Annotated in this window: 28 protein-coding genes, 1 other RNA gene and 1 pseudogene; 18 read left to right on the top strand and 12 right to left on the bottom strand. The window is 50.0% G+C overall.

The features are described 5' to 3' along the window. Nucleotides 1-6: 6 nt before the first annotated feature. Genes lptB through A10D4_RS03425 form a run of 5 tightly spaced genes read right to left on the bottom strand, consistent with a single transcriptional unit; the run spans nt 7 to nt 3,384 of the window. Entirely contained in the window at nt 7-732 is a 726-nt protein-coding gene (lptB, locus tag A10D4_RS03445) for an LPS export ABC transporter ATP-binding protein (RefSeq protein ID WP_008487763.1), read from the bottom strand. Nucleotides 733-748: 16 nt separating this feature from the next. Continuing rightward, nucleotides 749-1,300 (bottom strand): lipopolysaccharide transport periplasmic protein LptA, encoded by a 552-nt coding sequence (gene lptA, locus A10D4_RS03440; protein WP_008487761.1) that lies wholly within the window; start codon nt 1,298-1,300, stop codon nt 749-751. Beyond that, entirely contained in the window at nt 1,269-1,832 is a 564-nt protein-coding gene (gene lptC, locus A10D4_RS03435; RefSeq protein ID WP_008487759.1) for an LPS export ABC transporter periplasmic protein LptC, read from the bottom strand. Before lptC ends, lptA begins: the two co-directional genes overlap by 32 nt. Further along, nucleotides 1,829-2,407: a 3-deoxy-manno-octulosonate-8-phosphatase KdsC gene (gene kdsC / locus A10D4_RS03430; RefSeq protein WP_008487757.1), complete on the bottom strand. Its 579-nt coding sequence runs from the start codon at nt 2,405-2,407 to the stop codon at nt 1,829-1,831. Before kdsC ends, lptC begins: the two co-directional genes overlap by 4 nt. Beyond that, nucleotides 2,407-3,384, bottom strand: coding sequence for a KpsF/GutQ family sugar-phosphate isomerase (locus tag A10D4_RS03425; protein WP_008487756.1), 978 nt, complete (start codon nt 3,382-3,384; stop codon nt 2,407-2,409). Before A10D4_RS03425 ends, kdsC begins: the two co-directional genes overlap by 1 nt. Before the next feature lie 230 nt (nt 3,385-3,614). Here A10D4_RS03425 and A10D4_RS03420 point away from each other — a divergent pair, with 230 nt between their 5' ends. The 8 genes from A10D4_RS03420 (at nt 3,615) to murA (ending at nt 8,923) form a co-directional block, all read left to right on the top strand. Beyond that, nucleotides 3,615-4,208 (top strand): TetR/AcrR family transcriptional regulator, encoded by a 594-nt coding sequence (locus A10D4_RS03420; protein ID WP_008487755.1) that lies wholly within the window; start codon nt 3,615-3,617, stop codon nt 4,206-4,208. A gap of 117 nt (nt 4,209-4,325) precedes the next feature. Next, a complete protein-coding gene (mlaF, locus tag A10D4_RS03415) occupies nt 4,326-5,147 on the top strand; it encodes a phospholipid ABC transporter ATP-binding protein MlaF (RefSeq protein ID WP_008487754.1) in 822 nt (273 codons plus the stop codon). Beyond that, nucleotides 5,147-5,926: a lipid asymmetry maintenance ABC transporter permease subunit MlaE gene (gene mlaE, locus A10D4_RS03410; protein WP_008487753.1), complete on the top strand. Its 780-nt coding sequence runs from the start codon at nt 5,147-5,149 to the stop codon at nt 5,924-5,926. Before mlaF ends, mlaE begins: the two co-directional genes overlap by 1 nt. Nucleotides 5,927-5,928: 2 nt before the next feature. Further along, nucleotides 5,929-6,396, top strand: coding sequence for an outer membrane lipid asymmetry maintenance protein MlaD (gene mlaD, locus A10D4_RS03405; protein WP_008487752.1), 468 nt, complete (start codon nt 5,929-5,931; stop codon nt 6,394-6,396). 11 nt (nt 6,397-6,407) lie between these two features. Continuing rightward, nucleotides 6,408-7,070: an MlaC/ttg2D family ABC transporter substrate-binding protein gene (locus A10D4_RS03400; protein ID WP_008487751.1), complete on the top strand. Its 663-nt coding sequence runs from the start codon at nt 6,408-6,410 to the stop codon at nt 7,068-7,070. Between the two features lie 2 nt (nt 7,071-7,072). Further along, nucleotides 7,073-7,366 carry an STAS domain-containing protein gene (locus A10D4_RS03395; RefSeq protein ID WP_008487749.1) on the top strand — a complete coding sequence of 98 codons (294 nt, stop codon included), beginning with the start codon at nt 7,073-7,075 and terminating at the stop codon, nt 7,364-7,366. Nucleotides 7,367-7,394: 28 nt separating this feature from the next. Further along, nucleotides 7,395-7,652 carry a BolA family protein gene (locus A10D4_RS03390; RefSeq protein ID WP_008487747.1) on the top strand — a complete coding sequence of 86 codons (258 nt, stop codon included), beginning with the start codon at nt 7,395-7,397 and terminating at the stop codon, nt 7,650-7,652. Between the two features lie 11 nt (nt 7,653-7,663). After that, nucleotides 7,664-8,923, top strand: coding sequence for a UDP-N-acetylglucosamine 1-carboxyvinyltransferase (murA, locus tag A10D4_RS03385; protein ID WP_008487745.1), 1,260 nt, complete (start codon nt 7,664-7,666; stop codon nt 8,921-8,923). A 26-nt stretch (nt 8,924-8,949) separates the two neighbouring features. Here the strand turns inward: murA and A10D4_RS03380 are convergent, their stop codons facing one another. The 3 genes and pseudogenes from A10D4_RS03380 to A10D4_RS03370 all read right to left on the bottom strand — a co-directional run bounded on the left by A10D4_RS03380 (nt 8,950) and on the right by A10D4_RS03370 (nt 12,088). After that, the gene (locus A10D4_RS03380) at nt 8,950-9,999 is read right to left on the bottom strand and encodes a trypsin-like peptidase domain-containing protein (protein ID WP_008487744.1); all 1,050 of its coding nucleotides are present in this window, start codon (nt 9,997-9,999) and stop codon (nt 8,950-8,952) included. A 185-nt stretch (nt 10,000-10,184) separates the two neighbouring features. Continuing rightward, nucleotides 10,185-11,548: pseudogene (locus A10D4_RS03375) on the bottom strand (DegQ family serine endoprotease). 105 nt (nt 11,549-11,653) lie between these two features. Beyond that, on the bottom strand, nt 11,654-12,088 hold the full coding sequence (locus A10D4_RS03370; RefSeq protein WP_008487742.1) for a Z-ring associated ZapG family protein: 435 nt from the start codon (nt 12,086-12,088) through the stop codon (nt 11,654-11,656). Between the two features lie 125 nt (nt 12,089-12,213). Between A10D4_RS03370 and zapE the strand changes: the two genes are divergently transcribed. The 8 genes from zapE (at nt 12,214) to sspB (ending at nt 18,439) form a co-directional block, all read left to right on the top strand. Beyond that, a complete protein-coding gene (gene zapE, locus A10D4_RS03365) occupies nt 12,214-13,299 on the top strand; it encodes a cell division protein ZapE (protein ID WP_040502412.1) in 1,086 nt (361 codons plus the stop codon). A 197-nt stretch (nt 13,300-13,496) separates the two neighbouring features. Continuing rightward, nucleotides 13,497-13,925, top strand: a complete 429-nt coding sequence (gene rplM, locus A10D4_RS03360; protein WP_008487740.1) for a 50S ribosomal protein L13 — start codon at nt 13,497-13,499, stop codon at nt 13,923-13,925. Nucleotides 13,926-13,942: 17 nt separating this feature from the next. After that, nucleotides 13,943-14,335: a 30S ribosomal protein S9 gene (gene rpsI / locus A10D4_RS03355; protein WP_008487739.1), complete on the top strand. Its 393-nt coding sequence runs from the start codon at nt 13,943-13,945 to the stop codon at nt 14,333-14,335. A gap of 280 nt (nt 14,336-14,615) precedes the next feature. Next, the gene (petA, locus tag A10D4_RS03350) at nt 14,616-15,209 is read left to right on the top strand and encodes a ubiquinol-cytochrome c reductase iron-sulfur subunit (protein ID WP_008487738.1); all 594 of its coding nucleotides are present in this window, start codon (nt 14,616-14,618) and stop codon (nt 15,207-15,209) included. Then, complete coding sequence (locus tag A10D4_RS03345; RefSeq protein ID WP_008487737.1) at nt 15,209-16,474, top strand: cytochrome b; 1,266 nt, start codon at nt 15,209-15,211, stop codon at nt 16,472-16,474. Before petA ends, A10D4_RS03345 begins: the two co-directional genes overlap by 1 nt. Continuing rightward, a complete protein-coding gene (locus A10D4_RS03340) occupies nt 16,474-17,208 on the top strand; it encodes a cytochrome c1 (RefSeq protein WP_008487735.1) in 735 nt (244 codons plus the stop codon). The genes A10D4_RS03345 and A10D4_RS03340 overlap by 1 nt, the downstream gene beginning before the upstream one ends. Nucleotides 17,209-17,293: 85 nt before the next feature. After that, complete coding sequence (sspA, locus tag A10D4_RS03335) at nt 17,294-17,923, top strand: stringent starvation protein SspA (protein WP_008487733.1); 630 nt, start codon at nt 17,294-17,296, stop codon at nt 17,921-17,923. A gap of 36 nt (nt 17,924-17,959) precedes the next feature. Then, nucleotides 17,960-18,439 (top strand): ClpXP protease specificity-enhancing factor, encoded by a 480-nt coding sequence (sspB, locus tag A10D4_RS03330; RefSeq protein ID WP_008487732.1) that lies wholly within the window; start codon nt 17,960-17,962, stop codon nt 18,437-18,439. 67 nt (nt 18,440-18,506) lie between these two features. On the opposite strand, the gene dolP is transcribed toward sspB, so the two are convergent. The 4 genes from dolP to A10D4_RS03310 are packed head-to-tail and all read right to left on the bottom strand — an operon-like array spanning nt 18,507 to nt 21,869. Beyond that, entirely contained in the window at nt 18,507-19,100 is a 594-nt protein-coding gene (gene dolP, locus A10D4_RS03325; RefSeq protein WP_008487731.1) for a division/outer membrane stress-associated lipid-binding lipoprotein, read from the bottom strand. Further along, nucleotides 19,097-19,672: an SIS domain-containing protein gene (locus A10D4_RS03320; RefSeq protein WP_008487730.1), complete on the bottom strand. Its 576-nt coding sequence runs from the start codon at nt 19,670-19,672 to the stop codon at nt 19,097-19,099. Before A10D4_RS03320 ends, dolP begins: the two co-directional genes overlap by 4 nt. Before the next feature lie 6 nt (nt 19,673-19,678). Then, complete coding sequence (locus A10D4_RS03315; RefSeq protein WP_008487729.1) at nt 19,679-20,029, bottom strand: YraN family protein; 351 nt, start codon at nt 20,027-20,029, stop codon at nt 19,679-19,681. Further along, nucleotides 20,007-21,869, bottom strand: coding sequence for a penicillin-binding protein activator (locus tag A10D4_RS03310; protein WP_008487728.1), 1,863 nt, complete (start codon nt 21,867-21,869; stop codon nt 20,007-20,009). The genes A10D4_RS03315 and A10D4_RS03310 overlap by 23 nt, the downstream gene beginning before the upstream one ends. Before the next feature lie 74 nt (nt 21,870-21,943). On the opposite strand from A10D4_RS03310, the gene rsmI reads away from it, so the two are divergent. Both rsmI and rnpB read left to right on the top strand, forming a co-directional pair. Continuing rightward, entirely contained in the window at nt 21,944-22,789 is an 846-nt protein-coding gene (rsmI, locus tag A10D4_RS03305) for a 16S rRNA (cytidine(1402)-2'-O)-methyltransferase (protein ID WP_008487727.1), read from the top strand. 33 nt (nt 22,790-22,822) lie between these two features. Then, an RNA gene (gene rnpB, locus A10D4_RS13570) (RNase P RNA component class A) lies at nt 22,823-23,187 on the top strand. The last annotated feature ends 1 nt before the right edge of the window (nt 23,188 follow it).

The raw sequence follows: 23,188 nt of genomic DNA, 5'->3' as shown, positions 1-23,188 counted from the left end.
TACCGCTTATAAGGTGAACTGCTCACCTAAATAGACGTCTTTGACATGTTGATTATTAAGGATACTCTGTGCATCGCCTTGGGCGATCATTTCTCCATGACTGACAATGTAAGCGTGCTCACAAACCGACAAGGTTTCGCGAACGTTATGATCGGTGATCAACACGCCAATGCCGCGATTTTTTAAATGCTCAATGATTTTTTTTATATCAAGCACCGATATCGGGTCAACACCTGCGAACGGTTCGTCCAACAAAATAAAGGCTGGATCGGCGGCCAGTGCCCGCGCTATCTCAACCCGACGGCGTTCACCACCGGATAAACTCATACCTAAGCTGTTGGCGATATGACCGATATGAAACTCTTCTAATAAGTTGTCGACGCGATCTTCACGCTCGGCCGTGCTCAGCTCTTTACGTGTTTCTAGAATTGCCATCAAGTTCTCGCGTACCGTTAACTTGCGGAAGATCGACGATTCTTGCGGTAAATAGCCGATACCACGCCGTGCCCGTTCATGCATGGGCAGCAGAGTAATGTCGTCTTGATCCAAGGTAATACTGCCGTGGTCATTATTAACTAAGCCCACAATCATATAAAACGTGGTCGTTTTACCGGCACCATTGGGGCCTAGTAAGCCAATGACCTGACCACTAGCTACGCTAAGGCTCACGTCTTTAACGACTTGCCGCCGTTTGTAGCTTTTTGCTAGGTGTTCTGCTTTAAGTATAGCCATCCAGCGTCAGTCCTGCTTAACGGTTATTGCCGTTATTCTGTTGTTGCTTGTTTTCATCGTTTTGTTTGCGCGGTTCAAAAATAGTGGTAACCCGATTACCGCTTTTCTCGTCCAGTTCAGCCAACAATTCTTGCTTGGTCAAGTCGTAGGTTATTCGGTCACCTTTGATCAGGCTACCACGTTGCGAGACTTGAGCGTTACCGATCATGGTCAGGGTTTGCTGTTGCTTGTCGTAATCGATCTGATTGGCTTGTGCGGTGATCGATGAGCCATCTTCTAATTGTTGTTCATAGGTCGCCGGTGAACCACTAGCCATGAATGTCTCGGCGTCGTTTTCTTGGTCGTCGCGTTTGACCTTAACACTCTCAGCATGGATGAGCAGCGTGCCTTGGCGAATGATCACATGACCATCAAAAATCACCGTGCCAGCTTGAATATCAATGTGTTCGCGATCGGCGTCGATTTTAATCGGCTGTTGGAAGTCATCGCGTCCTTGTGCTTGCGCTGGCACGCTGAGTAAAGCCAGCAGTGCGGCACTAGTTAGATTGATAGTAAATAGTTTCAGCATGTCGCTTAAGCTCCACTTGTTCGGCATATAAGTCCGCGACCATGCCCTCACCACGGGCTTGGAAACGTTTGCCGGTGATGGTCACCGGGTGGTCGGTAGTCATACTCTCGGCGACCATATCAACCACTAAATAGCTGGTCACAATATTATCAAGAACGCTACTGTCATCCATATCGACTATGTTGACATTACGCTCTAGGATCAAGGTTTTGTCATCGTAATAAGTCCCAATATCGGCACTCACTCGCCACGTTGCCTGACCGTCTTTGGCGTAAACAATATAAACAGGGCGCTCAAGTTCGGTTAAACCGATAGGGCTATAATGTTTCATCGCATCGGCGTCAATTCGGTGCGCTAGTTTACCGTCCGGTTGATAAAGCCGGGTGACTAAGCCGCGTGCAATAAAGTCCGGTTTCAGGCTGGCTGGGCGTTGCTGAGTACCTTGTTCACGGTCATCAACAAAGGGGCGCCAAAATAACAGCGCTCCAAAGCTGAACAAGAGAAACAAAATAAACAGCACGCGTCGGCTCACACGCTCGCTCCTTGTGCATCGTGCAATTTGCCTTGCGCCAGCAAAATCAAATCACTGATTTCGCGCACGGCGCCACGGCCACCGGCAATATTGGTGACGTAACTGGCTTGTTGTTGCACCCATGGGTGTGCATCGTAAACGGCAACACCCAAACCACAATCGGCGATCATCGGTGCGTCGGGTATATCGTCGCCAATACAAGCGACTTGTTGCGATTGTAAGCCAAATTGCTGCTGTAATTGCTGATAAACCGGAAATTTATCGTCGCAACCCTGCACAATGTGCGTCACACCCAAGGCTTGCATGCGGTTTTCGACGATGCGCGAGCGTCTGCCGGTGATCACCGCCACTTCAATGCCTGCATTTAACAGTGCTTTAACACCAAAGCCATCGCGAGTGTGAAAGGCCTTCAATTCTTCGCCATCGTTACCTAGATATACCTGACCGTCAGAGAACACGCCATCGACGTCACATACCAGCAACTTAATTTGTTCGGCGGCTTGCATCACGCGCCGAGGTACTTCGCCGTACCAAGTGCTGATACTGGCGTCACCGCTAGTTTGCCAGTGTTGCATTAAATGACTCCCGCCTTGAGCAAGTCGTGCATATTGAGGGCACCAGTGGGTAAGCCCTCTTCCGACACTACGATCAAGCCACTGATTTTTCGATCTTGCATAATTTTAAGCGCTTGTGCGGCCAGCATATCTGCGGGCGCGGTGATACATTGACGTGTCATTACGTCGGCAATGGCCGTTTGATGGATATCAATACGGCTATCGAGGATACGGCGTAAATCGCCATCGGTGAAAATACCCAGTAAGCGTTGCTGTTGGTCGACGATGGCGGTCATGCCTAAGCCTTTGCGTGACATTTCTAACAAGGCCTCGCTAATAATCGCTTGCTCGCTAACCAACGGAATACGGTCACCGGTATGCATGATATCTTGTAACCTGAGTAATAAACGCTTACCCAGACTGCCACCTGGATGAGATAGGGCAAAGTCGTCGGCAGTAAAGCCTCGAGCGTTAAGTAAGGCCACCGCGATGGCATCGCCCATGACTAAGGTTGCGGTCGTTGATGCGGTGGGGGCTAAGCCTAACGGACAAGCCTCTTGCTCAACGGCAATGTTGACGTGTACATCAGCGTGCTGGGCGAGGGTTGATTGCGGATTACCGGTCATACCGACTAAACCCACACCTAAGCGCTTGATCACGGGTAAAATATTGAGTACTTCAGCGGTTTCGCCACTGTTCGAAATGGCAAGTACGACATCGTTGGCGGTGATCATGCCTAAATCGCCATGACTGGCCTCGCCCGGATGCACGAAGAATGCCGGTGTGCCGGTCGACGCTAAAGTGGCAGCAATTTTGCCGCCAATGTGACCAGACTTCCCCATACCAATAACAATAACTCGACCACTGCAATCAAAAATTAATTGGCAAGCTCGATTAAAACTGCTGTCTAAAAACTGATATAAGCCTTCAATCGCTGCTTTTTCAATATCCAGCACTTGGCGTCCGAGTGGAATAAAGTCCTGAGTCGTTTGCCGCATCATGCCATTACCTTTCTCGATCTGAGTTATTTATAGCCGCTAATGATACGTCATCAGCTCGCCAAATACAGTGCCGATTAGGCGATTTCGCTTGAGATCTGATGACATTTTGAATTACTATACCAACTGGACGGTTAATAAAGCCAGTCATGGCAATCGACTAAAGCAATGCCTGAACGGCTCAATGTCGACCATAACGCGCAGTAAAGTGGTAGTAGAGCGAGTAGATAGTGCAAACAGCAAAGCGTCAGACAAACGAAGCCAAGAAGTGCGCTGGACGACCAAGTAATCGCGACGTCATTCTCGACGCTGCCGAACAATTGGTGGGCGAGCAAGGCGCGGCACACCTGACTTTTGATGCCTTGTGCCAAGCAACGGGTATCAGTAAGGGCGGATTGCTCTATCATTTTGCCAGCAAAGATATGTTGTTGGCGGCCATGTTAACGCGTCAGGTTGAACGCAATCAGCAGCTGAGAAAGCAGCTACAAGCGCAGCAGCAGGGACAGCGTGATAGCTATTTACGCGGCGTGTTGCTGGCCGCTTTAAATTGCCAAGAAGAGTCGCCGACGCTGAATAGCGCGATGTTGGCGGTGGCAGCCAACAGTCCAGAGCTATTGCAACCGTTGCAGCAAGATTTGAATCAAGTGTTCGAGCGATTAGCACAAAGTGATATCGGTAAAGATAAAGCGTTATTGTTGTTTTTTGCCGCTAAGGGTGTGCGAATGTTCGAAATGTTAGGCTTATGTGACGCCTCTTGTGAACAGCGAGAAGCCTTTGCTGATGCGCTGCTGAAGCTTGTTGATGAATGGCAGCCAGGTGCCTGATAACGACGGTTATGGATTATTTTGACAACGTTTTGACACAAATTTTACAGCGTCAGTGCTAAGCAAAGTACTGAGCTGTCGGGTAAACTGAAACAAACTAACGAGTGGGATTAAAGCGTGGAAGCTTTAGTTGATATTAAGCAGGTCGATTTTGCGCACGGTCAGCGTCAAATTTATCGACAATTATCGTTACAGGTGCCGCGCGGCAAAATTGTCGCCGTGATGGGGCCTAGTGGCATCGGCAAAACCACCTTATTACGCTTGATTGGTGGGCAGCTGCGTCCGCAGCAAGGGCAGATCGAGTTTGCCGGTCATAACATCCCCACCTTATCGCGGTCGGCACTTTATCAGGTACGCCAGCGTATGAGCATGCTGTTCCAAAGCGGTGCGCTGTTCACCGACATGTCGGTTTACGAGAACGTCGCCTTTCCGTTGCGCGAGCATAGCAATTTACCCGAGTCGATGATCCGCAGTATTGTCTTAATGAAGCTGCAAGCGGTGGGCTTACGTGGTGCCCGTGACTTGATGCCGGCCGAGCTATCGGGTGGCATGGCACGTCGTGCAGCGTTAGCGCGCGCCATTGCTTTAGACCCTGAATTGATCATGTATGACGAACCCTTTGCTGGGCAAGACCCGATTTCAATGGGCGTGTTGGTTAAACTGATTAAAGATCTCAACGATTCACTGGGTTTAACCAGCATTATCGTTACTCATGACGTCGACGAAGTCATGAGCATCGCCGATTATGCTTATATCATTGCCGACCAGCAGGTTGTCGCCAAAGGAACCCCGGCTGAATTGGCGCAAGTCGATAACGCCTTAGTTAAACAGTTTATGGGCGGCGAAGCCGATGGTCCGGTTGCTTTTCATTATCCTGCCGACGATTATGCGCAAGATCTGTTAGCGCGTGGAGCCGCAGTGACAGGGAGCAGCAAATAATGTTAGATGCGATTGCAAGTGTGGGTCGGCAAACGCTAGATAGCTTGGCCGGTATGGGCAAAGCGTTACTGGTGCTGCTCAATGCCATCATCGGCAAGCCGACGCCAAAGAAGTCGGCCCCGCTGTTGTTACAGCAAATGCATGTCGTTGGGGTTAAGTCTTTACTGATTATTATCGTCAGTGGTCTGTTTATTGGCATGGTCTTAGCGCTGCAAGGCTATACCATTTTGGTCGACTATGGCGCTGAACAGAGTTTAGGGCCAATGGTCGCGCTGTCATTGTTACGCGAACTTGGACCGGTGGTGACGGCATTGTTATTTGCCGGTCGCGCGGGTTCTGCGCTGACCGCAGAAATTGGTTTGATGAAAGCGACCGAGCAGCTATCGAGCTTAGAAATGATGGCGGTCGACCCACTACGGCGAGTCATTGCGCCGCGCTTTTGGGCCGGTTTAATTAGTATGCCGATGCTCGCGCTGATTTTCTCGGCGGTGGGTATTTACGGTGGTTATATGGTTGGCGTGCAGTGGCTAGGCGTCGACGACGGTGCATTCTGGTCGGTGATGCAGTCGAGTGTGGATTGGTATGACGACTTACTCAACGGCATCATAAAAAGTGTGGTGTTTGCTTTTGTGGTGACTTGGATTGCGCTTTATAAAGGCTATAACTCAACACCCACGTCGGCAGGTATTAGTAGCGCGACAACTTCAACCGTCGTTACTGCGTCGCTTGCCGTATTAGGTCTCGACTTTGTTCTTACAGCTCTGATGTTTGGTGGTTAACCATGGAATCAAGAAAAACCCAATTAACAGTCGGTATTTTTGTCATTATCGCCGCCTTGGCGCTGGCCTTTTTAGCATTCAAAGCAGCCAGCAATAGCGCCACCACCAGTGGTGAAACCTATCGTATTTATGCCAAGTTCGACAACATTGGCAGCTTGAAAGTACGCTCACCGGTCAAAGTGGGTGGTGTCGTCGTCGGTCGTGTCACGAGCATCAGCTTAGACGGCGAATATTACGAACCGCTGGTGGAGATGACCATTAGCAGCCAGTTTGATGAATTTTCTGAAACCAGTTCGGTCTCAGTGTTAACGTCGGGGCTATTGGGCGAACAGTATTTAGGATTACAGCCTGGTTTTATTGACGACAGCGTCGGCATGCTGAAAGACGGTGATTACATTACCGATACGAAATCAGCGTTAGTGCTAGAGCAGTTGATCGGTCAGTTTTTGTTTAGCCAGGGCAACGAATAAAGGAGAAGGGAATGAAACGCTTATTATTGGCTTGTATCGCCGTACTGATGTCGGCGTCGGTTTCGCTGTCGGCTACGGCTGACGTGATCAAAAACGACAACCCTTATGAGTTGGTCGAATTGGTTGCCAATAAAACTTTTGAGCGCATGGCCAACGAGCGCGCGAAAATCGACAACGACCCAAATTATTTACGTGAGATTGTTGAAGATGAGTTGATGCCTTATGTGGATGCGCTGTTTGCCACTAAAAAAGTACTTGGCCGTAATCTAAAAGATGTTTCAAAAGACCAGTTTCGCGATTTCTATAAAGTTTTCCGTGATTACTTAGTGGCTACCTATGCGCGTGCTTTTACACAGTATGATGAAAGCAAACATAAAGTGGTATTTGAGCCTGCCAACAAGCTGAGTCCAGACGATCGTGTGGCAGTGGTACGGGCGCGTATTCAAGAGCCTGGGCGTCCCGATGATATCCGTTTAGATTTCAAAATGCGTTTAGACAATAACGATAAGATTTGGAAAGCCTATGACTTAGTGGTGGAAGGCGTGAGTTTACTCAATAGTAAACAAGCCGAAATTGCTGCGGTCATTCGTCAAAATGGTATTGATGGCACCATTGAGATGCTGAAAGATAAGGCTTATCAGCCGATCAAAAAAGACGACGAAGTGGACTTTTAACGATGACGCTGGCTTGGCAACAACAACAGCAGCAAGTGTCGTTTGATGGCGAACTGACACGGCAAACTGTCGCTTCGGCTTGGCAGCAGCGGCGACAGTGGTTACCGCAACGTGGTGACGTCGTTGTCGACTTGGCGCAGGTCAGCAAAGTCGATAGCGCTGGCGTTGCTTTTTTAATTGAAGTTATGGCGGAACTAAAGCCCGAACAACGTCGTCTGACCCTGCAACAAGCTAATCAGCAATTGCGTGAAATTGTTGCGCTCAGTGGCGTTAACGACTTGCTTTCGTTAAGCTAACGCTTTTGCGATCGACAGTTAGGGAATTATGGAAGCTAAAGACATTGAAGCGTTATTACAAGCCGAGCTTGATTTAAGCGAAGTGCATGTAAAAAGCGAAGGCAGTCATGCCGAAATTATTGCCGTTGGTGATATTTTTGAGGCGCTCAGCCGAGTCAAAAAACAACAGTTGATTTATAAACCGCTGAATCAAGTCATTGCCGATGGTAGTTTGCACGCGGTGTCGATTAAAGCCTTCACGCCGTCAGAGTGGCAGCGTGAGAAAAAGCTGATTATGCCATCTTAGGACGCCGACGTATGGAAAAGCTTCTGGTCCGTGGTGGCCGAAAACTCAGCGGTGATGTCACCATTTCGGGCGCTAAAAATGCGGCCCTACCTATTCTCATGGCCGCGCTACTCCCTAGCGATATTGTTACCGTTGATAATGTGCCGTTATTGCACGACGTTAAAACCACATTGTCGTTACTGCAACAGCTGGGTTTAAAAACCGAGCAGTTGTCAGATAATCGGGTCAGCATTGATCCGCGCTCGCTCAATAATCACAAAGCGCCTTACGAGTTGGTCAAAACCATGCGCGCGTCGGTATTGGTACTGGGGCCGTTGTTGGCCAAGTATGGTAAGGCGCAAGTGGCTTTACCCGGCGGCTGCGCGATTGGTGCTCGCCCGGTTAACTTGCACATTGAAGGGCTACGCGCCATGGGTGCCGACATTAGTGTCGAAAACGGCTATATCAATGCTGCCGTCGATGGCCGCTTACATGGCGCCGATATCTTATTGGATACGGTCAGCGTTACTGGCACCGAAAACTTGATGATGGCGGCGGTGTTGGCCGAAGGACGCACCACTATCGAAAACGCCGCGCGGGAACCGGAAGTCATTGATGTCGCGAACTTTTTAAAGCGCTTAGGTGCTAATATTGAGGGTGCGGGAACCGATACCATTACCATTGACGGGGTCGAGTCTTTAAGCGGTGGCGCTTATGCAGTGATGCCCGATCGCATCGAAACCGGCACATTCTTAGTTGCTGCCTTAGCGACCGGTGGTGAGGTGCGCTGCTTAAATGCTGATCCCGATAGTTTGGATGCGGTGATCAAGAAGTTGCAAGAAGCGGGCGCTAGCGTGACTAAGGGCAACGATTGGATTGCCTTGCAAAGTCATGGCCGAGTGCAGCCGGTAAATGTTATTACCGCTCCGCATCCGGCTTTTCCTACCGATATGCAGGCGCAATTTACCGCCTTGAATAGTATTGCCGATGGCACTGGCTGGATCCGCGAAACCATTTTTGAAAACCGTTTTATGCACGTGCCTGAGTTACGTCGCATGGGCGCGGTGATCGAGCTGGAGGGTAACACCGCTATTTGCCGCGGAGTTGAACGCTTAACCGGCGCCGAAGTCAAGTGCACCGATCTGCGTGCATCGGCATCGTTAGTCATCGCTGGATTAGTGGCTGAAGGCGAAACCGCCATCGAGCAAATTTATCACATTGACCGCGGCTATCAGGCCATCGAGAAAAAGCTGCAAGCCTTAGGCGCCGATATTCAGCGCGTATCAGTATAAAGGCTAGGGTTGTTATGGTGGGCGAGTTACTGCGGTAGCTCGCCGATAACGACGGTGGTGGTTTTGCGTTGGTTGTTACGGTAAAACACCACCGGCATACGGGTGCCAGGGGCGGCTTCGGCCACTAAATCGAGGCCGTCGGCACCGGTAGTAATGGCCTGACCGGCCATTTCCACAATGTAATCGCCGACGCGTAAGCCAGCTTTATCGGCCGGCCCACCCGCGTCAATACCGTTAACGATGACACCGTCGATGGAGCGCTTAGTATCATAGCTCGGATCGACTTTAATCCCCATGTAACCGCGTACCACTGCACCATCCGAGATGATTTTTTTCATCACCTTGGCGGCAATTGGGTAGGGCACAGCGAAGTAAATACCCTCTCCCCCTTCGCCGGTTAAGGATTGATAGCTGGCATTATTGATGCCAATCAGTTCACCTAAACTATTGACCAATGCGCCGCCAGAGGCGCCTTCGTTGATGGATGCGTCCATCTGAATCAAATCGGAATAAGAATTGCTGATACCCATGCGGCCACCAGTAGCACTGATGATACCCTGAGTCACGGTTTGCCCTAAGTTATAAGGATTGCCGATAGCCAACACCACGTCGCCAACGCGCGGGTTGCGCTCTGGATTAACGGTAATGGTGGGTAAGTTTTCCGCCTGAATACGTAACACGGCAATGTCGGTATAACGGTCACTGCCAATCAGTTGCGCCGCGTAGGCTCGGCCATCTTGCAACGCCACCTCAATTTGGTCAACGTCGGCAACCACATGGTAAGCGGTTAAAATGTACCCCCGCTGATCCATGATCACGCCAGAGCCCAAGCGCCAAATGGTCGACGGGCTGGGGTTATAAAACGAACCGCGGATTTCTCCGGCGCTGTATATATTGACCACCGCCGGTGCAGCACGATTAACGGCCTGCGCGTAAGTTGCTGGGGTTTGTTCGCTCAATGCGGGTTTGCTATCGAATAGGTCGATGCCTGGTACTAGCCATAGAACCACCGCGGCTGCCAACAATCCTAACAGGATAGATTGGGCGAGAAAGTTGAAAATCGGCTTTAGCTGCATGGCGGTGTCTAGGGTGAGCGATTGTTGTTAGTTGGTATTCCAGAGAATAGCATCATGTGCTAACCAAAAGAACCATAAACCGCAAAACTAAAATGAGCGGGTAGCAAGGCGATTAAAAAGCGGACGCTGGCTGATTTAACAGCGTCCGCAATAGCATCTGGCGTGATCGCCATTGTCGCTAGTGACTACGAACGATTACGTAGCACCAAGTATAGCGTTGAATTACCGCGACGGATATTCAAAGCGATGACATCGCTGCTGCTATCCATGATCTCACGTAATTGACTGACACTGGTTACGCGCTGGCGATTAACACCAATGATAACGTCACTCTTACGTAAGCCGGGGCAGCCGCCGCCGGTGAGTCGGGCGCGATCTCGGTAATGGCGATACCGCTGCCGTCTTCGCTAGGCGCTAAGGTGGCGCCTTCTAAGGCCGGATGCAAGCCGGCTGCCGCGACTGCTGATTCAGCATTACCTAGCACCACATTGATATCCATTTTGTCGCCGTCACGTAACACGCTTAGGTCGACTTCCTTGCCTGCGCCTAGGGTACCAACGCGCGCACTCAACTCGGTGATCGATAGCACTGGCTTACCATCCACCGCGGTGATCACATCACCGGATTTCAGGCCGGCTTGTTCTGCGGCACTCTCTTCTACCACCTCGTTGATAAATACCCCTTGCGTGACGTCGATGTTTAACGCTTTAGCGATGTCGTGCGTCAAGCTTTGACCACGCACGCCCAATACACCGCGGCGTACCTCGCCAAACTCCAGCAGCTGCGACACTAGGTTATTCATCATATCGGAAGGGATCGCGAAGCCGATACCGATGTTGCCGCCATTGGGGCCTAGTATCGCGGTATTGATACCAATCAGCTTACCGTCCAGCGTGACTAGCGCGCCACCGGAGTTACCGCTGTTAATCGCAGCGTCGGTTTGGATAAAGTTTTCTAATTCTTCAATACCCAGGCCACTACGACCTAAAGCACTGACGATACCTGAAGTGACGGTTTGACCCAGCCCGAAGGGATTACCGATGGCGACCACAAAGTCACCAACGCGTAGGTCTGAGGAACTGCCTAATTTGATCTCGGTAAGGTTTTTACCATCCTTGACCTTCAGCAGGGCGATATCGCTTTGTTCGTCGCTACCGATCACGCTGGCGTCAAATTGGCGGCCGTCTTTGAGGGTGACGACGATTTCATTAGCTCCGTCAATGACGTGATTATTGGTGATCACGTAACCCTCTTTGGCATTGATGATAACGCCCGAGCCTAAGCCTTGGAACGGTCGTTCTTGTACTTGCTCTCGGGGGGCATTAGGGCCAAAGAAGAAGCGTAAAGCGTCGGGTAGGCGCTGGCGTACTTCGCGCTTGCCCTTCACTGAAATATTAACCACAGCAGGCGTCACCTGTTCTAGCATTGGCGCTAGGGTCGGGGTTTCGTCGCTATCGCTTTGAAAAAACGGAATACCAGCCTGTGCTGGCAGGGTTGAGAGCGTGGCGGATAACGCCACGGCAGTCACTAAAGCAGTTAATTTCTTCATGCTGCATCGAACTCCTACTCGTTAATCGATACGGGCCTGTTAATGGCTCAATGCAACAGACCCTGAAATCTTTACATAAGTTCGGCAGTGAAATGTTTCAAGATATTACTTACGCTTTTGTTCGCCTTTCAGCAACCCACTAGCAGAACCGGCGTAATCACGTGGGGCATGCTCACCCGCATCATGCTTATCGCTGCGGCTATCGCGGTTAACGGTATTGGCGACGCGCAGTTGCCGAATAGTATCCTCCGAAAAGAATGGCAATGGCTTATCGTCATCACTCCGCTGCAGGATATCGGCACTATGATTTAAATAGCTTTGCAATTTAGCCTGAGTATCAGCCAACTGTTTTACCAACGCATTAGCGGTAGCAAAGTGCTCTGCCACTTCGCGTTGATATTGTGCCAACTGCTCTTTACTTTGCGTAACCTCGTCATTAAGACGCGAGCTGTCCGAGTGATTTTGCAACCAGTAGCGAGCCAAAAAGAAGCCCAGTACCATGCCGGCAACCACTAATAACGATCCGACAATCCAACTCATATTCTCTCCTTGCGCAAGCGGATAACATTCTGTGCGCTGTTATCGCTTCGTGTTAATATAGGCACCCCCATAGGATAATGCAGAAACAGGGTGAATTGGTAGTGTCGAACGTCGTAAAGACACCAATGCAGAAATACCATGCCGATTTAGCACGTGGTGATTTCCATAAAGACGCGGCTCAGGCAGAAGCTGTGGCGCATTTGCAACGCTTGTACGACCAGTTGCTAGCGCGTCATCAATGGCACCAACGTCCCGCTTGGCAGCGCTGGTTTAAACAACGCCCGAAAACCCCTCAAGGTCTTTATTTTTGGGGTGGTGTTGGGCGCGGTAAAACCTATCTAGTGGATACTTTTTACGAGGCGCTACCGATTGAGCGCAAGTGGCGTATCCACTTTCACCGATTTATGCATCGCGTGCATGAAGAGTTGAAAACGTTAGCCAACAAGTCTGATCCATTAGTCATCGTTGCCGAACGCATAGCGGCTGAAGCTGAGATCATCTGTTTCGACGAGTTTTTTGTGCAAGATATTACCGATGCCATGATACTTGGAACGCTTATGCAGCAGTTGTTCGCTCGCGGTGTGGTACTCGTGGCAACGTCCAATATCGTGCCTGATGATTTATATAAAAATGGCTTACAGCGGGCGCGTTTTTTACCAGCGATTGCGTTGATAAAGCAGCACTGTGATGTGGTTAACGTCGATAGCGGCGTGGATTATCGCTTACGCACCCTGACACAGGCGGCGATTTATCACACCCCAGCCAATGAGAAAGCCGACCAGCAGCTGTTCGAAGCGTTTTTTAAACTGGCGCCCGACCATCAATCGCAATGTGAAAACGGTGACATTAAAATAGCGGGCCGCAAAATAGCCGTTCGCTGTTTGGCCGACGATGTCATCTTTTTCACTTTTCAAGCGATTTGCGGCGGTCCCCGTAGCCAACTTGATTACATGGAAATTGCGCGTCTCTACTCGGCGGTGCTAATCAGTGATGTAGTCTCGATGGGCGCTCACAACGACGATACTGCACGTCGTTTTATCGCCTTGGTGGATGAATTTTACGAACGTAAAGTCAAATTGGTGATGTCTGCTGCTGTGCCGCTAGAGCAACTCTACGGTGAGGGTCAGTTGAGCTTTGAGTTTCGACGTTGTGTCAGCCGCTTGAAAGAAATGCAAAGTCACGAGTATTTAGCGCAGCCTCACCTGCCATAAAATTTGAAAAAGTGCGTGATCTTTGAGCACGATTTTCCTATAATCCGCGCAGCCCACGTTACAGTCCGTTGTGTTAACTCTGGTTAATGCAACGGTTGCAGCAAGTAATTGACTGATTTTTCAGGCAATTGTTGTTGTGATTCGCGGGGAAGCCCGGAATTACTGTCCGTGAACTTTTACTAGTAGGTCTATTAAACATGAAAACCTTTGTAGCAAAACCAGAAAGCGTAAAACGTGACTGGTACGTCATTGACGCTGAAGGTAAAACTTTAGGTCGTCTGGCTACTGAAGTTGCTCGCCGCCTGCGCGGTAAGCATAAGCCTGAGTATACACCTCACGTTGACACTGGCGATTACATCGTCATCGTTAATGCCGAGAAAGTGGCTGTAACTGGCCGCAAAACTCAGGACAAAATGTACTATTCGCACACTGGGTTCCCAGGCGGAATCAAAGAAATTAACTTTGAAAAGTTAATTGCTAAGAAGCCGGAAATGGTAATTCAGAAAGCGGTTAAAGGTATGCTGCCTCGTGGTCCGTTAGGTCGTGCCATGTTCCGTAAGCTGAAAGTGTACGCAGGTGCTGAGCACAACCATGTTGCTCAACAGCCTAAACAACTGGATATTTAACTCGGAGCATGACAACTATGGCAGATAATCAATACTACGGTACTGGTCGTCGCAAAAGCTCAACTGCGCGCGTATTTTTACGCCCAGGTAAAGGCGCTGTTTCGATCAACAACCGCACCTTAGAAGAATATTTCGGTCGCGAAACTGCACGCATGGTCGTGCGTCAGCCGTTAGAACTGGTAGAAATGTTGGATAAATTCGACATGCACATCACCGTTAGCGGTGGTGGTATCAGTGGTCAGGCTGGTGCTGTTCGTCACGGTATTACCCGTGCCTTAATGCAGTACGACGAAACTTTACGCAGCGATTTACGCAAAGCTGGCTACGTCACTCGTGACGCGCGTCAAGTTGAGCGTAAGAAAATCGGTCTGCATAAAGCACGTAAGCGTCCACAGTTCTCAAAACGTTAATCGTTCTGTACGGGTTTTACGAAAACCACAGCTCGATCAGCCCAACGTTAATCCAAACCCACGCTTCGGCGTGGGTTTTTTTATGCCTGCAAATCGTGATAAAACGCCGATAATAGGCGATTAGTGTGCTTATCATTGGGCTTTCGTCCTTGTAAAAACTAAGGCTTTTCTTTATCATCTGTGAGAATTTTATCACCAGCCGTAAGCTGGTGTTTGCAGCAGCTAATATCCTGACCTTGTACGCACGTTGTACAAGGCGTCCAAACTGGAGATTGAGTGGATGAGCAATGCGCCTGTAGATAAAGGCCGCCGTCGGTTTCTGACCGTTGCTACTTCGGTAGTCGGTGGTGCGGGAGCGGTTGGCGTCGCCGTTCCTTTCATTGCGTCATGGAACCCTAGTTTACGCGCGAAAAACGCGGGTGCCCCGGTTGAAGTGACTGGGCTGAGTAAACTGGAAGACGGCGGTATCATTCGTGTTGAATGGCGTGGCCAACCGGTCTGGGTGGTACGTCGTAGCCCGGAAATGTTAGAAGCCCTGCCGGAACATGATGACCGCCTGCGTGACCCCAAATCAGAAGAACCCCAACAACCCGAATATGCCACTAACGAATATCGTTCAATCAAAAAAGAAATTTTCGTTGCGGTGGGGATTTGTACACACTTAGGTTGTTCTCCGCAGTATTTACCGGAAGAAATGGGTGACCATGTGAATGGCGTACAGGCAGGTTTCTTCTGTCCTTGCCATGGTTCAACATATGATATCGCTGGTCGAGTGTTCGAGGGCGTTCCTGCGCCGTTGAACTTGGTGGTGCCACCTCACTATTACGTGGATGACAACACTATCTTAGTCGGCGAGGATAAGGGGCAAGCCTAATGTTTAAGCGATTTGTCGAATGGATGGATGCGCGTATTCCAATGACCAAAACTTGGAATATTCACTTAGCGCAGTATCCAGCTCCAAAAAACTTTAACTTCTGGTACGTATTTGGCGTACTGGCAATGTTGGTCTTAGTTAACCAAATCCTCACTGGTGTTTGGCTGACCATGAACTATGTACCCAGCTCAGAGGGTGCTTTCGCCTCAGTCGAATATATCATGCGTGATATCGAGTACGGTTGGTTGCTACGCTACATGCACTCAACCGGTGCCTCGGCCTTTTTCGTGGTGGTCTACCTGCACATGTTCCGAGGCATGATGTACGGTTCATACCAAAAGCCGCGTGAACTGTTGTGGATCTTCGGTATGCTGATCTTCCTAGTGCTGATGGCCGAAGCTTTCATGGGGTATTTATTACCTTGGGGGCAAATGTCGTACTGGGGGGCACAGGTTATTATTTCGTTGTTCGGCGCTATTCCGTTCGTTGGCGACGATTTAACGCTATGGATTCGCGGTGATTACGTGATTTCCGGCGCTACCTTGAACCGCTTCTTCGCGCTACACGTTATCGCGCTGCCATTGGTGTTGGTGATTTTGGTATTCCTACATATTATCGCCTTGCATGAAGTCGGTTCGAATAACCCTGACGGCATCGAAGTGAAGAAGAAAAAGGGTACCGTGGACGACGCTGAGAAACCGAAGTTTAAGTTCCACGAACGCTTCACCAAGAAGTACGATATCGTCGATGCGATTCCTTTCTATCCGTACTACATCGTGAAAGATTTAGTGGCTATCGGCATCTTCTTGTTTGCTTTCTGCTACGTCATTTTCTTCAATCCAGAGATGGGCGGTTTCTTCTTAGAGCCACCAAACTTTGAACCGGCTAACCCGTTGAAAACCCCTGAGCACATTGCGCCAGTGTGGTATTTCACACCGTTCTACGCCATTTTGCGAGCGGTACCGGATAAGCTATTCGGGGTTATTTTGATGTTCGCCGCCATTGTCATGCTAGCGCTACTACCTTGGCTGGATCGCTGTAAAGTTCGCTCAGTACGTTTCCGTAGCGCGCTGCACAAAGTTAACCTGACGGTATTTGCTATCAGCTTCATCGTCTTGGGTTACTTGGGTACGCAACCGGCAACGCCAACAGCAACACGTATCGCGCAGATCTTTACACTCTTGTACTTTGGCTTCTTTATCTTGCTGTGGTTCTACAGTAAGCGAGAGAAGACTAAGCCGCTGCCAGAAAGGTTGACATCATAATGAAAAAATTACTTGTCGCTCTGGTAACCTTGTTACCGACCCTTGTGTTTGCTGCAGGTCCTTCGGTACATCTGGACAAAGCAAACATTGACTTGACCGATAAAGCGTCGTTACAGCGCGGTGCGCAACTGTTTATGAACTATTGTCTGGGTTGTCACCAGATGCAGTACCAGCGCTATAACAGTACTTTTGAAGACATCGGCGTGCCGTTAGAACTGGGACAAGAAAACTTGCAGTTCACCGGCGATAAAGCGGGTGATTTGATTACCAATAACATGCCAGCCGAAAAAGCGGCATCGTGGTTTGGTAATCCGCCTCCCGATTTAACGATGGTCTCGCGTGTACGCGGCAAAGATTGGATATATACCTATCTACGTTCGTTCTATCGCGACGATAGCCGTCCGTTTGGCGTAAACAACGTAGTTTTCCCAAATGTAGGCATGCCGCACGTGTTGCAAGAACTGCAGGGATTACCTGAACGTACTCACGAAGAGCGTATGATCGACGGTGAGATGAAAGACGTTTACGTTGGTCTAAAATCTGATGGCACGGGTGCATTAAGCGCTGGTGAATATGATCAGGCGGTACTCGATTTGACCAACTTCTTGGTATACACCGGCGAACCGATGAAACTAGAGCGTACCCGCATTGGCTGGTTCGTATTCGGTTTCTTATTAGTGTTTACACTGTTAGCGTGGTTCCTGAAGAAAGAGTTCTGGAAAGACGTTAAGTAACGTATTGAGGATAACTTAATACGTGACTGATTCAGGGGCAGATCCGCATCTGCCCCTTTGCTATTTGATATTTCTGGAGAAATAAATGGCCGTTGCTGCAAATAAACGTTCTGTTATGACCTTGTACGCAGGCAAGGACGACTTAGCCAGTCATCAGGTACGTATCGTTTTGGCTGAAAAAGGCGTCGGCGTAGAAATTAATTATGTCGATAGCGACAACAAACCGGAAGATTTGATGCAACTCAATCCCTATCCGGAAACCATGCCGACCTTAGTCGACCGTGAGTTGGTGCTTTATAACGGCCATATCATCATGGAATACTTGGATGAGCGTTTTCCGCATCCGCCATTAATGCCTGTGTATCCGGTAGCGCGCGGCACCAGCCGTTTAATGATGTATCGTATTGAACGTGATTGGTACAGCTTGGCGCAGCGTATTACCGAGGGTGGTAGTGGTGCTGAACAAGCGCGTCAGGAACTGAAAGAGGGTTTACTGGCCTTAGCACCAGTATTTGCCGATGCGCCTTACTTTATGAGCGAAGAGTTTAGCTTAGTCGATTGTTACTTAGCGCCGTTGTTGTGGCGTTTACCGGCCTACGGTATTGACCTACAAGGTAGCGGAGCGAAAGAAATTAAGAGCTACATGCTACGCTTATTCGAACGCGATGCATTCCAGCAATCGCTAACCGATGTAGAACGAGACATGGCGCGCTAAGCGCCATTTCTTTTGCTGATTGACATGAGTACGACGATGACACCCAAACGCCCTTATTTATTACGTGCGATTTATCAATGGTTATTGGATAACCAATTGACCCCTCATTTGGTGGTCGACGCGACCATTCCTGGAGTGGTTGTGCCGCGTGACTTTGTCAACGAAGGACAAATCGTATTAAACATAAACCCTAGCGCGGTCGGTGGTTTGGCGTTGGGCGACGATGAAATTTCTTTTAACGCGCGCTTTTCTGGGCAGCCGATGAAAGTGCAAGTACCAATGGCCGCAGCAATGGCGTTATATGCGCGTGAGAACGGCGCTGGTGCGATATTCGAGCCAGAGGCTCAATATGATGAGGCGACCGAGTTAGATTTGGACAGCGAAGCGGAAGCGCCTACACCGGCTAAGCCAACATTGCAGTCGGTTGACGGTGATAAGGCCGATAGCGAGCAGCCGCCAACGCAGGGCAATAACGCACAGACTAAGTCGCGACCCAGCTTGAAAGTGATTAAATAATTGCTCGATCTGTTAGCTCTGGCTGCGGGTCATTATTGGCCGCAGCCATAGTCGCGGCAAGTTGGTCTTAGCGCTTGATTTCTAAAGCATTAACCACACGCGATACACCGTTAATATTACGCGCAATGTCGATCGCCTTTTCGGCTTCCGCTGCGGTGACTAAACCGAGTAAGAACACTTCACCGTTCTCGGTCACCACCTTGATTTTAGAGCCATCAAAATCTTTCTCAGCCACCAAATTGACTTTCACTTTACTGGTTATCCAAGAGTCATGCGAGCGCGTAGTCAGCGAACTGTTTTGACCGACACGGAGTTGATTATACACTCGTTGCACACCGTCAACGTTACTCACGGTGCGCTCAGCGACGCCACGTAAATGCTCTGCCGGCACCTGGCCGACGAGTAACACGCTGTTATTATAGCTAATGGCATTGATGTGTGTATTCACTAACTGCTTTTCGTCAGCTAACGCACGTGATACTCGTAATTCGATGGTTTGGTCATCGATTTGCGTGCCAACGCTGCGCGGATCGGAAGCTGCCGATACGCCGACAGCCGTGGCGCCAATCACCGCTACCGCACAGCCTTGCAATAGTATTGTGCCAGCCACTGCAAGGCTAAGTAATACTGGCTTTACTAAGGTTTTTGTTAAGGTTTTCATGAGTTGTCATGCTCCTGCGGAAAAATCTGATGTTCGGTTAACTGACAAAGACTATGGGCAATTAACAACTGATTCTCAGCAATACGCGCCGGGTTTTTTGACGGTATGCGAATTTCGATATCATTAGCACCCAATAACCCTGCTAAGGCGTTGTCGTTCTCACCAGTTATGGCGATGATCACCATTTGTCGCGACAGTGCTGCCTCCATGGCGCGCACGATATGGTTAGAATCGGCGCGTGAAGAAATGGCAAGTAGTACGTCACCGGGCTTACCGAGTGCTGCTACCTGCTTAGCAAACGCGCTGCCGCTATTGTCGTGGCTGTTATGACGATTCAGCATCAGTACCGGAAAAGGTGGTCGCTCGAAACTGAAGCCGTCCATCATCAGCGCACTAAACTGACGTGCTACCAGCTCGCCGCCAGCCTCACCACAGCACAAAATATGATGACCATTCAGCAGGCTGTTAACCAGCAATTGTGCGGCCGCATCGACGGTCTCCTGCAGGCTGTCAACGGCGGATATTTGAGTCTGAATACTTTCGGTAAAAATTGCTTTTATCTGTTCTTGCATAAACGCCTAAAATGCATCCTGTAGCCAATCGACCGTGCCTTGTTGAGTCATCACGATCAGGTCAAATCTAATACGGCAGCAATGTTCTGGCAGTTGCCGTTGGAATAAATAGCAGCGTGCAGCGTGCCGGATACGTTGGCACTGAGCGACGCTGACTTGCGCTAATACGTGCGCAAACTGTTGATGTTGTCGATATTTAACTTCAATAAATAGCCAGCGCTGCTGAGTGTCGTTAGCAATAATGTCGATTTCAGCACCGGCGATTCGGTAATTACGTTGAATAATTCGAATCTCACGCGCTTGCAAAAATTCGCAAGCGCGACGCTCGGCGGCTTTACCGTGATCGTGTCTGCGCACTTTGAACAACCAGTGGTTTGATACTGTGTTGTTCAAATTTAGCCCATTGTAGTTGCCGCTGCACTTGCCCTAAGCGTACCGACAAGGCACCTGATAACCCCTGATATTGATAACCCGGTAAGGCATCCATGACCGCTAAGCGGTCAATCAACTGCGCGGCATCATAGCCCATTGCGGCAAAGCGCGCATTATTAAAGCCCCAGCCGTTGCGTAGTTGCAGTAATTCAGTCAATAGCGCTTGTTGTTTGTTATCGGGCATCAACCAAGGCGCATCGCTAAACATCACTTGGTCTAAGTCGTTCTCGCTGATGCTGCTATTTTGCATGTGGCTTGCCGAATTAGCGTAAACCGGAATACGCTCGGCAAAGGGTGAGACGGTGACGTCTATAAAGGGTTTCAGTAGTCGGGTTTGTTCCACCGAGCCGGTTAAGTAAATGGCATCGATATCTTGTCGACTACGCGGCACGTCGTCGACAATGACTTTACCGGCGGCAATTTTAACGTAGCGAATACGTTCGTTGCTGGCGTTAACACCCAATTGCTCTTGCACCACATTTTTCATATCGTCGGTAGATCGGTAAAAGCCGACATCAAGCGCCTGTTGCTGGGCAGAAACTAATGCCCAATGTTGGCTAAACTGTTCAGCAAGACGTTGCCCTCTCGCGTTATCGGCGGCGAATACCAGTGGTGCACGTTGCCCACGCTGATAGATCAGCTCGGCAGCCTGACGCACTTCGCTTTCGGGATCTAAAGCAAAGAAATGTTGGTATTGCTGCGGCACATCGGGGTTCGCCTCAGCGCTGGTCAAGCTGCTCTTTTCGTTCAAGTAGAGTTGCGGCCAGCGGCTCAAGGGGCGATATTGCTCAACTTGGTCTTTTAATAACGGACCGATGACGTAATCAGGCGCTAAACCTTGCAGTTTTTCGATGACCACGGTGGGCGCAAGCTGATTACTGTCGAAAAAGCGCGCCTCGATGTCGGGTTGTTTGGTTAAGGCGGCTAAAATACCATCACGTATGGCTAAACCTTGCTGTTCAAAGCGACCACTTAACGGCAATACAACCGCGACCAGACGTTGTTGCAAAGGTGCGGTTAACCAATCGCCAAATTGTGCTTTAAGTACCTCATTAGCCGGATGACGGGGATAACTTTTCTGCCATTCATTAATTGCGGCATCAATATCTTCACCCTTATCTAAAGCCTGATGTAAGCGCTCAATCAGGCGCAGCCAACCGGCGCTATATTGATCACTAGGTAATTTAAGCTGACCCAGTTGCGAGCTAGGGATTTCACTTAACGCTTGCCATACCCATTCGGTTTGCTGGGCTTGTTGCTCGTCACTGACATAACGTTGCTGTTCAATACGAAACTTCGCCGCTTCGACATAATCCCCTTGTTGTTGATGGGCGAGCGCCAGTAAACCAAGCACATGAGCGCGTTCAGCGCGGTCGGTAAATTGTCCGGTAATGCCCTGCAAGCGTTCAATTACCTGTGCCCACTGTTGCTGCTGCAGGGCAAATTGTGCTTGTAATAAACGGTATTGACGCCAGTCTTCGGCTGCCAGATCGGCGCTGTTAAGTTGCGAAATAATGGCCGCTGCGCGCTGCCACTGCTGCTCGCTTTGCCAACGTGATGCGGCTAATAGCAGCGCATGCTGTTGTTGCTTAGCATCGCTTGCTTGGCGCGCTTCGGCTAGCCAGTCGGCCGCCGAGTTACGGCGTGCTTCGGGCAATACCGGCAAGTCACTGCTGGCATCGTGTTGCTGGCGTGGGCTGGGCACCGAGCTAGCGCAAGCCGTTAATAAGCCTGCCATGGTCAATAAAATAAGCGTCTTTAACACAATCGTCTTCCCGCATGGTCGCGCAATAGGCATACTATAAACGCCACACCGATCTGAAACAAACAGGTAATGACATGTCTGACGCTGGAACACTCTATCTGGTTCCCACGCCCATCGGTAATTTAGCCGACATTAGCGAACGCGCGCTTGCCACTTTGCAAAGCGTGGCGGCCATCGCCGCCGAAGATACTCGCCATACACGGCAATTACTCAACCATTATGGTATTCAGGCGCAAGTCTTTGCGCTGCACGACCACAATGAGCGACAGCAAGCACAGGGCTTAATTGCGCGCTTGCAGCAAGGCGACAACTTGGCGTTGGTGAGCGACGCCGGTACGCCACTGATCAGCGACCCCGGCTACTTTATTGTTAGTCAGTGTCGAGCTATGGGCGTCAAGGTGGTGCCGTTACCCGGTCCTTGTGCGGTGACTACTGCCCTCAGTGGTGCTGGCTTAGCCACCGACCGCTTTTGTTTTGAGGGGTTCGTGGCGGCCAAGCCGCAGCAGCGGCGTAAGCAGTTAAACGCCTTAGTCGATGAACCTCGAACCTTGGTGTTTTACGAGTCACCGCATCGTATTTTGGCGAGCTTAACTGATTTTATTGAATGTTTTGGCGGCGACCGCCAGTGCGTCTTAGCACGCGAACTTACCAAGCAATTTGAAACCTTTTTAAGCGGCAGTTTGAGCAGTGTTGCCGAGCAAGTGCAAGCCGACAGCAATCAACAGCGTGGCGAGATGGTGTTGATGCTTGCTGGCGCGACACCAGCAAAGGCACACGATAGTTTACCGCCAGAAGCGCAACAATTGCTGCAACGATTGTTAGCCGAGTTGCCGTTAAAGCGTGCCGCGGCAGTGGTGGCCGATATTCATGGTGTGCGTAAGAATGACGTTTATCAGTTTGGTTTGACGATTAACGATTGAGTTAAGTCGGCAAAGCAACGTACAATAGCCGCCGGAGTCAGCCAGACAATCGCTGCTTATCTCGCTTTGCGTTGATAGGGGGAGGAAAGTCCGGGCTCCATAGGGCAGGGTGCCAGATAACGTCTGGGCGATGTGAATCGACGACTAGTGCAACAGAGAGCAAACCGCCGATGGTCGGCTACGCCGATACAGGTAAGGGTGAAAGGGTGCGGTAAGAGCGCACCGCGCGGCTGGCAACAGTTCGTGGCACGGTAAACTCCACCCGGAGCAAGGTCAAATAGGGACTCATTGGCGCGGCCCGCGTTGAGTCCGGGTAGACTGCTAAAGCCGTTTAGCGATAAACGGATTAGACGAATGATTGTCCTCGACAGAACCCGGCTTATCGGCTGACTCCGATAA

Source organism: Idiomarina xiamenensis 10-D-4, assembly GCF_000299895.1.
Classification (GTDB): Bacteria; Pseudomonadota; Gammaproteobacteria; order Enterobacterales; family Alteromonadaceae; genus Idiomarina; species Idiomarina xiamenensis.
Note: the sequence above shows the minus strand (reverse complement) of the source record. Positions and strands in the feature narration are given on the sequence as shown.

Coding starts and splice junctions, on each gene's coding strand:
- A10D4_RS03380 (WP_008487744.1), bottom strand. CDS start 9,999: ATGCAGCTAAAGCCGATTTTCAACTTTCTCGCCCAATCTATCCTGTTA.
- mlaE (WP_008487753.1), top strand. CDS start 5,147: ATGTTAGATGCGATTGCAAGTGTGGGTCGGCAAACGCTAGATAGCTTG.
- A10D4_RS03340 (WP_008487735.1), top strand. CDS start 16,474: ATGAAAAAATTACTTGTCGCTCTGGTAACCTTGTTACCGACCCTTGTG.
- A10D4_RS03395 (WP_008487749.1), top strand. CDS start 7,073: ATGACGCTGGCTTGGCAACAACAACAGCAGCAAGTGTCGTTTGATGGC.
- murA (WP_008487745.1), top strand. CDS start 7,664: ATGGAAAAGCTTCTGGTCCGTGGTGGCCGAAAACTCAGCGGTGATGTC.
- rplM (WP_008487740.1), top strand. CDS start 13,497: ATGAAAACCTTTGTAGCAAAACCAGAAAGCGTAAAACGTGACTGGTAC.
- A10D4_RS03345 (WP_008487737.1), top strand. CDS start 15,209: ATGTTTAAGCGATTTGTCGAATGGATGGATGCGCGTATTCCAATGACC.
- zapE (WP_040502412.1), top strand. CDS start 12,214: ATGCAGAAATACCATGCCGATTTAGCACGTGGTGATTTCCATAAAGAC.
- sspB (WP_008487732.1), top strand. CDS start 17,960: ATGACACCCAAACGCCCTTATTTATTACGTGCGATTTATCAATGGTTA.
- mlaD (WP_008487752.1), top strand. CDS start 5,929: ATGGAATCAAGAAAAACCCAATTAACAGTCGGTATTTTTGTCATTATC.
- A10D4_RS03400 (WP_008487751.1), top strand. CDS start 6,408: ATGAAACGCTTATTATTGGCTTGTATCGCCGTACTGATGTCGGCGTCG.
- lptB (WP_008487763.1), bottom strand. CDS start 732: ATGGCTATACTTAAAGCAGAACACCTAGCAAAAAGCTACAAACGGCGG.
- A10D4_RS03320 (WP_008487730.1), bottom strand. CDS start 19,672: ATGCAAGAACAGATAAAAGCAATTTTTACCGAAAGTATTCAGACTCAA.
- A10D4_RS03390 (WP_008487747.1), top strand. CDS start 7,395: ATGGAAGCTAAAGACATTGAAGCGTTATTACAAGCCGAGCTTGATTTA.
- A10D4_RS03425 (WP_008487756.1), bottom strand. CDS start 3,384: ATGCGGCAAACGACTCAGGACTTTATTCCACTCGGACGCCAAGTGCTG.
- rsmI (WP_008487727.1), top strand. CDS start 21,944: ATGTCTGACGCTGGAACACTCTATCTGGTTCCCACGCCCATCGGTAAT.
- A10D4_RS03370 (WP_008487742.1), bottom strand. CDS start 12,088: ATGAGTTGGATTGTCGGATCGTTATTAGTGGTTGCCGGCATGGTACTG.
- kdsC (WP_008487757.1), bottom strand. CDS start 2,407: ATGCAACACTGGCAAACTAGCGGTGACGCCAGTATCAGCACTTGGTAC.
- rpsI (WP_008487739.1), top strand. CDS start 13,943: ATGGCAGATAATCAATACTACGGTACTGGTCGTCGCAAAAGCTCAACT.
- dolP (WP_008487731.1), bottom strand. CDS start 19,100: ATGAAAACCTTAACAAAAACCTTAGTAAAGCCAGTATTACTTAGCCTT.
- sspA (WP_008487733.1), top strand. CDS start 17,294: ATGGCCGTTGCTGCAAATAAACGTTCTGTTATGACCTTGTACGCAGGC.
- petA (WP_008487738.1), top strand. CDS start 14,616: ATGAGCAATGCGCCTGTAGATAAAGGCCGCCGTCGGTTTCTGACCGTT.
- lptA (WP_008487761.1), bottom strand. CDS start 1,300: ATGCTGAAACTATTTACTATCAATCTAACTAGTGCCGCACTGCTGGCT.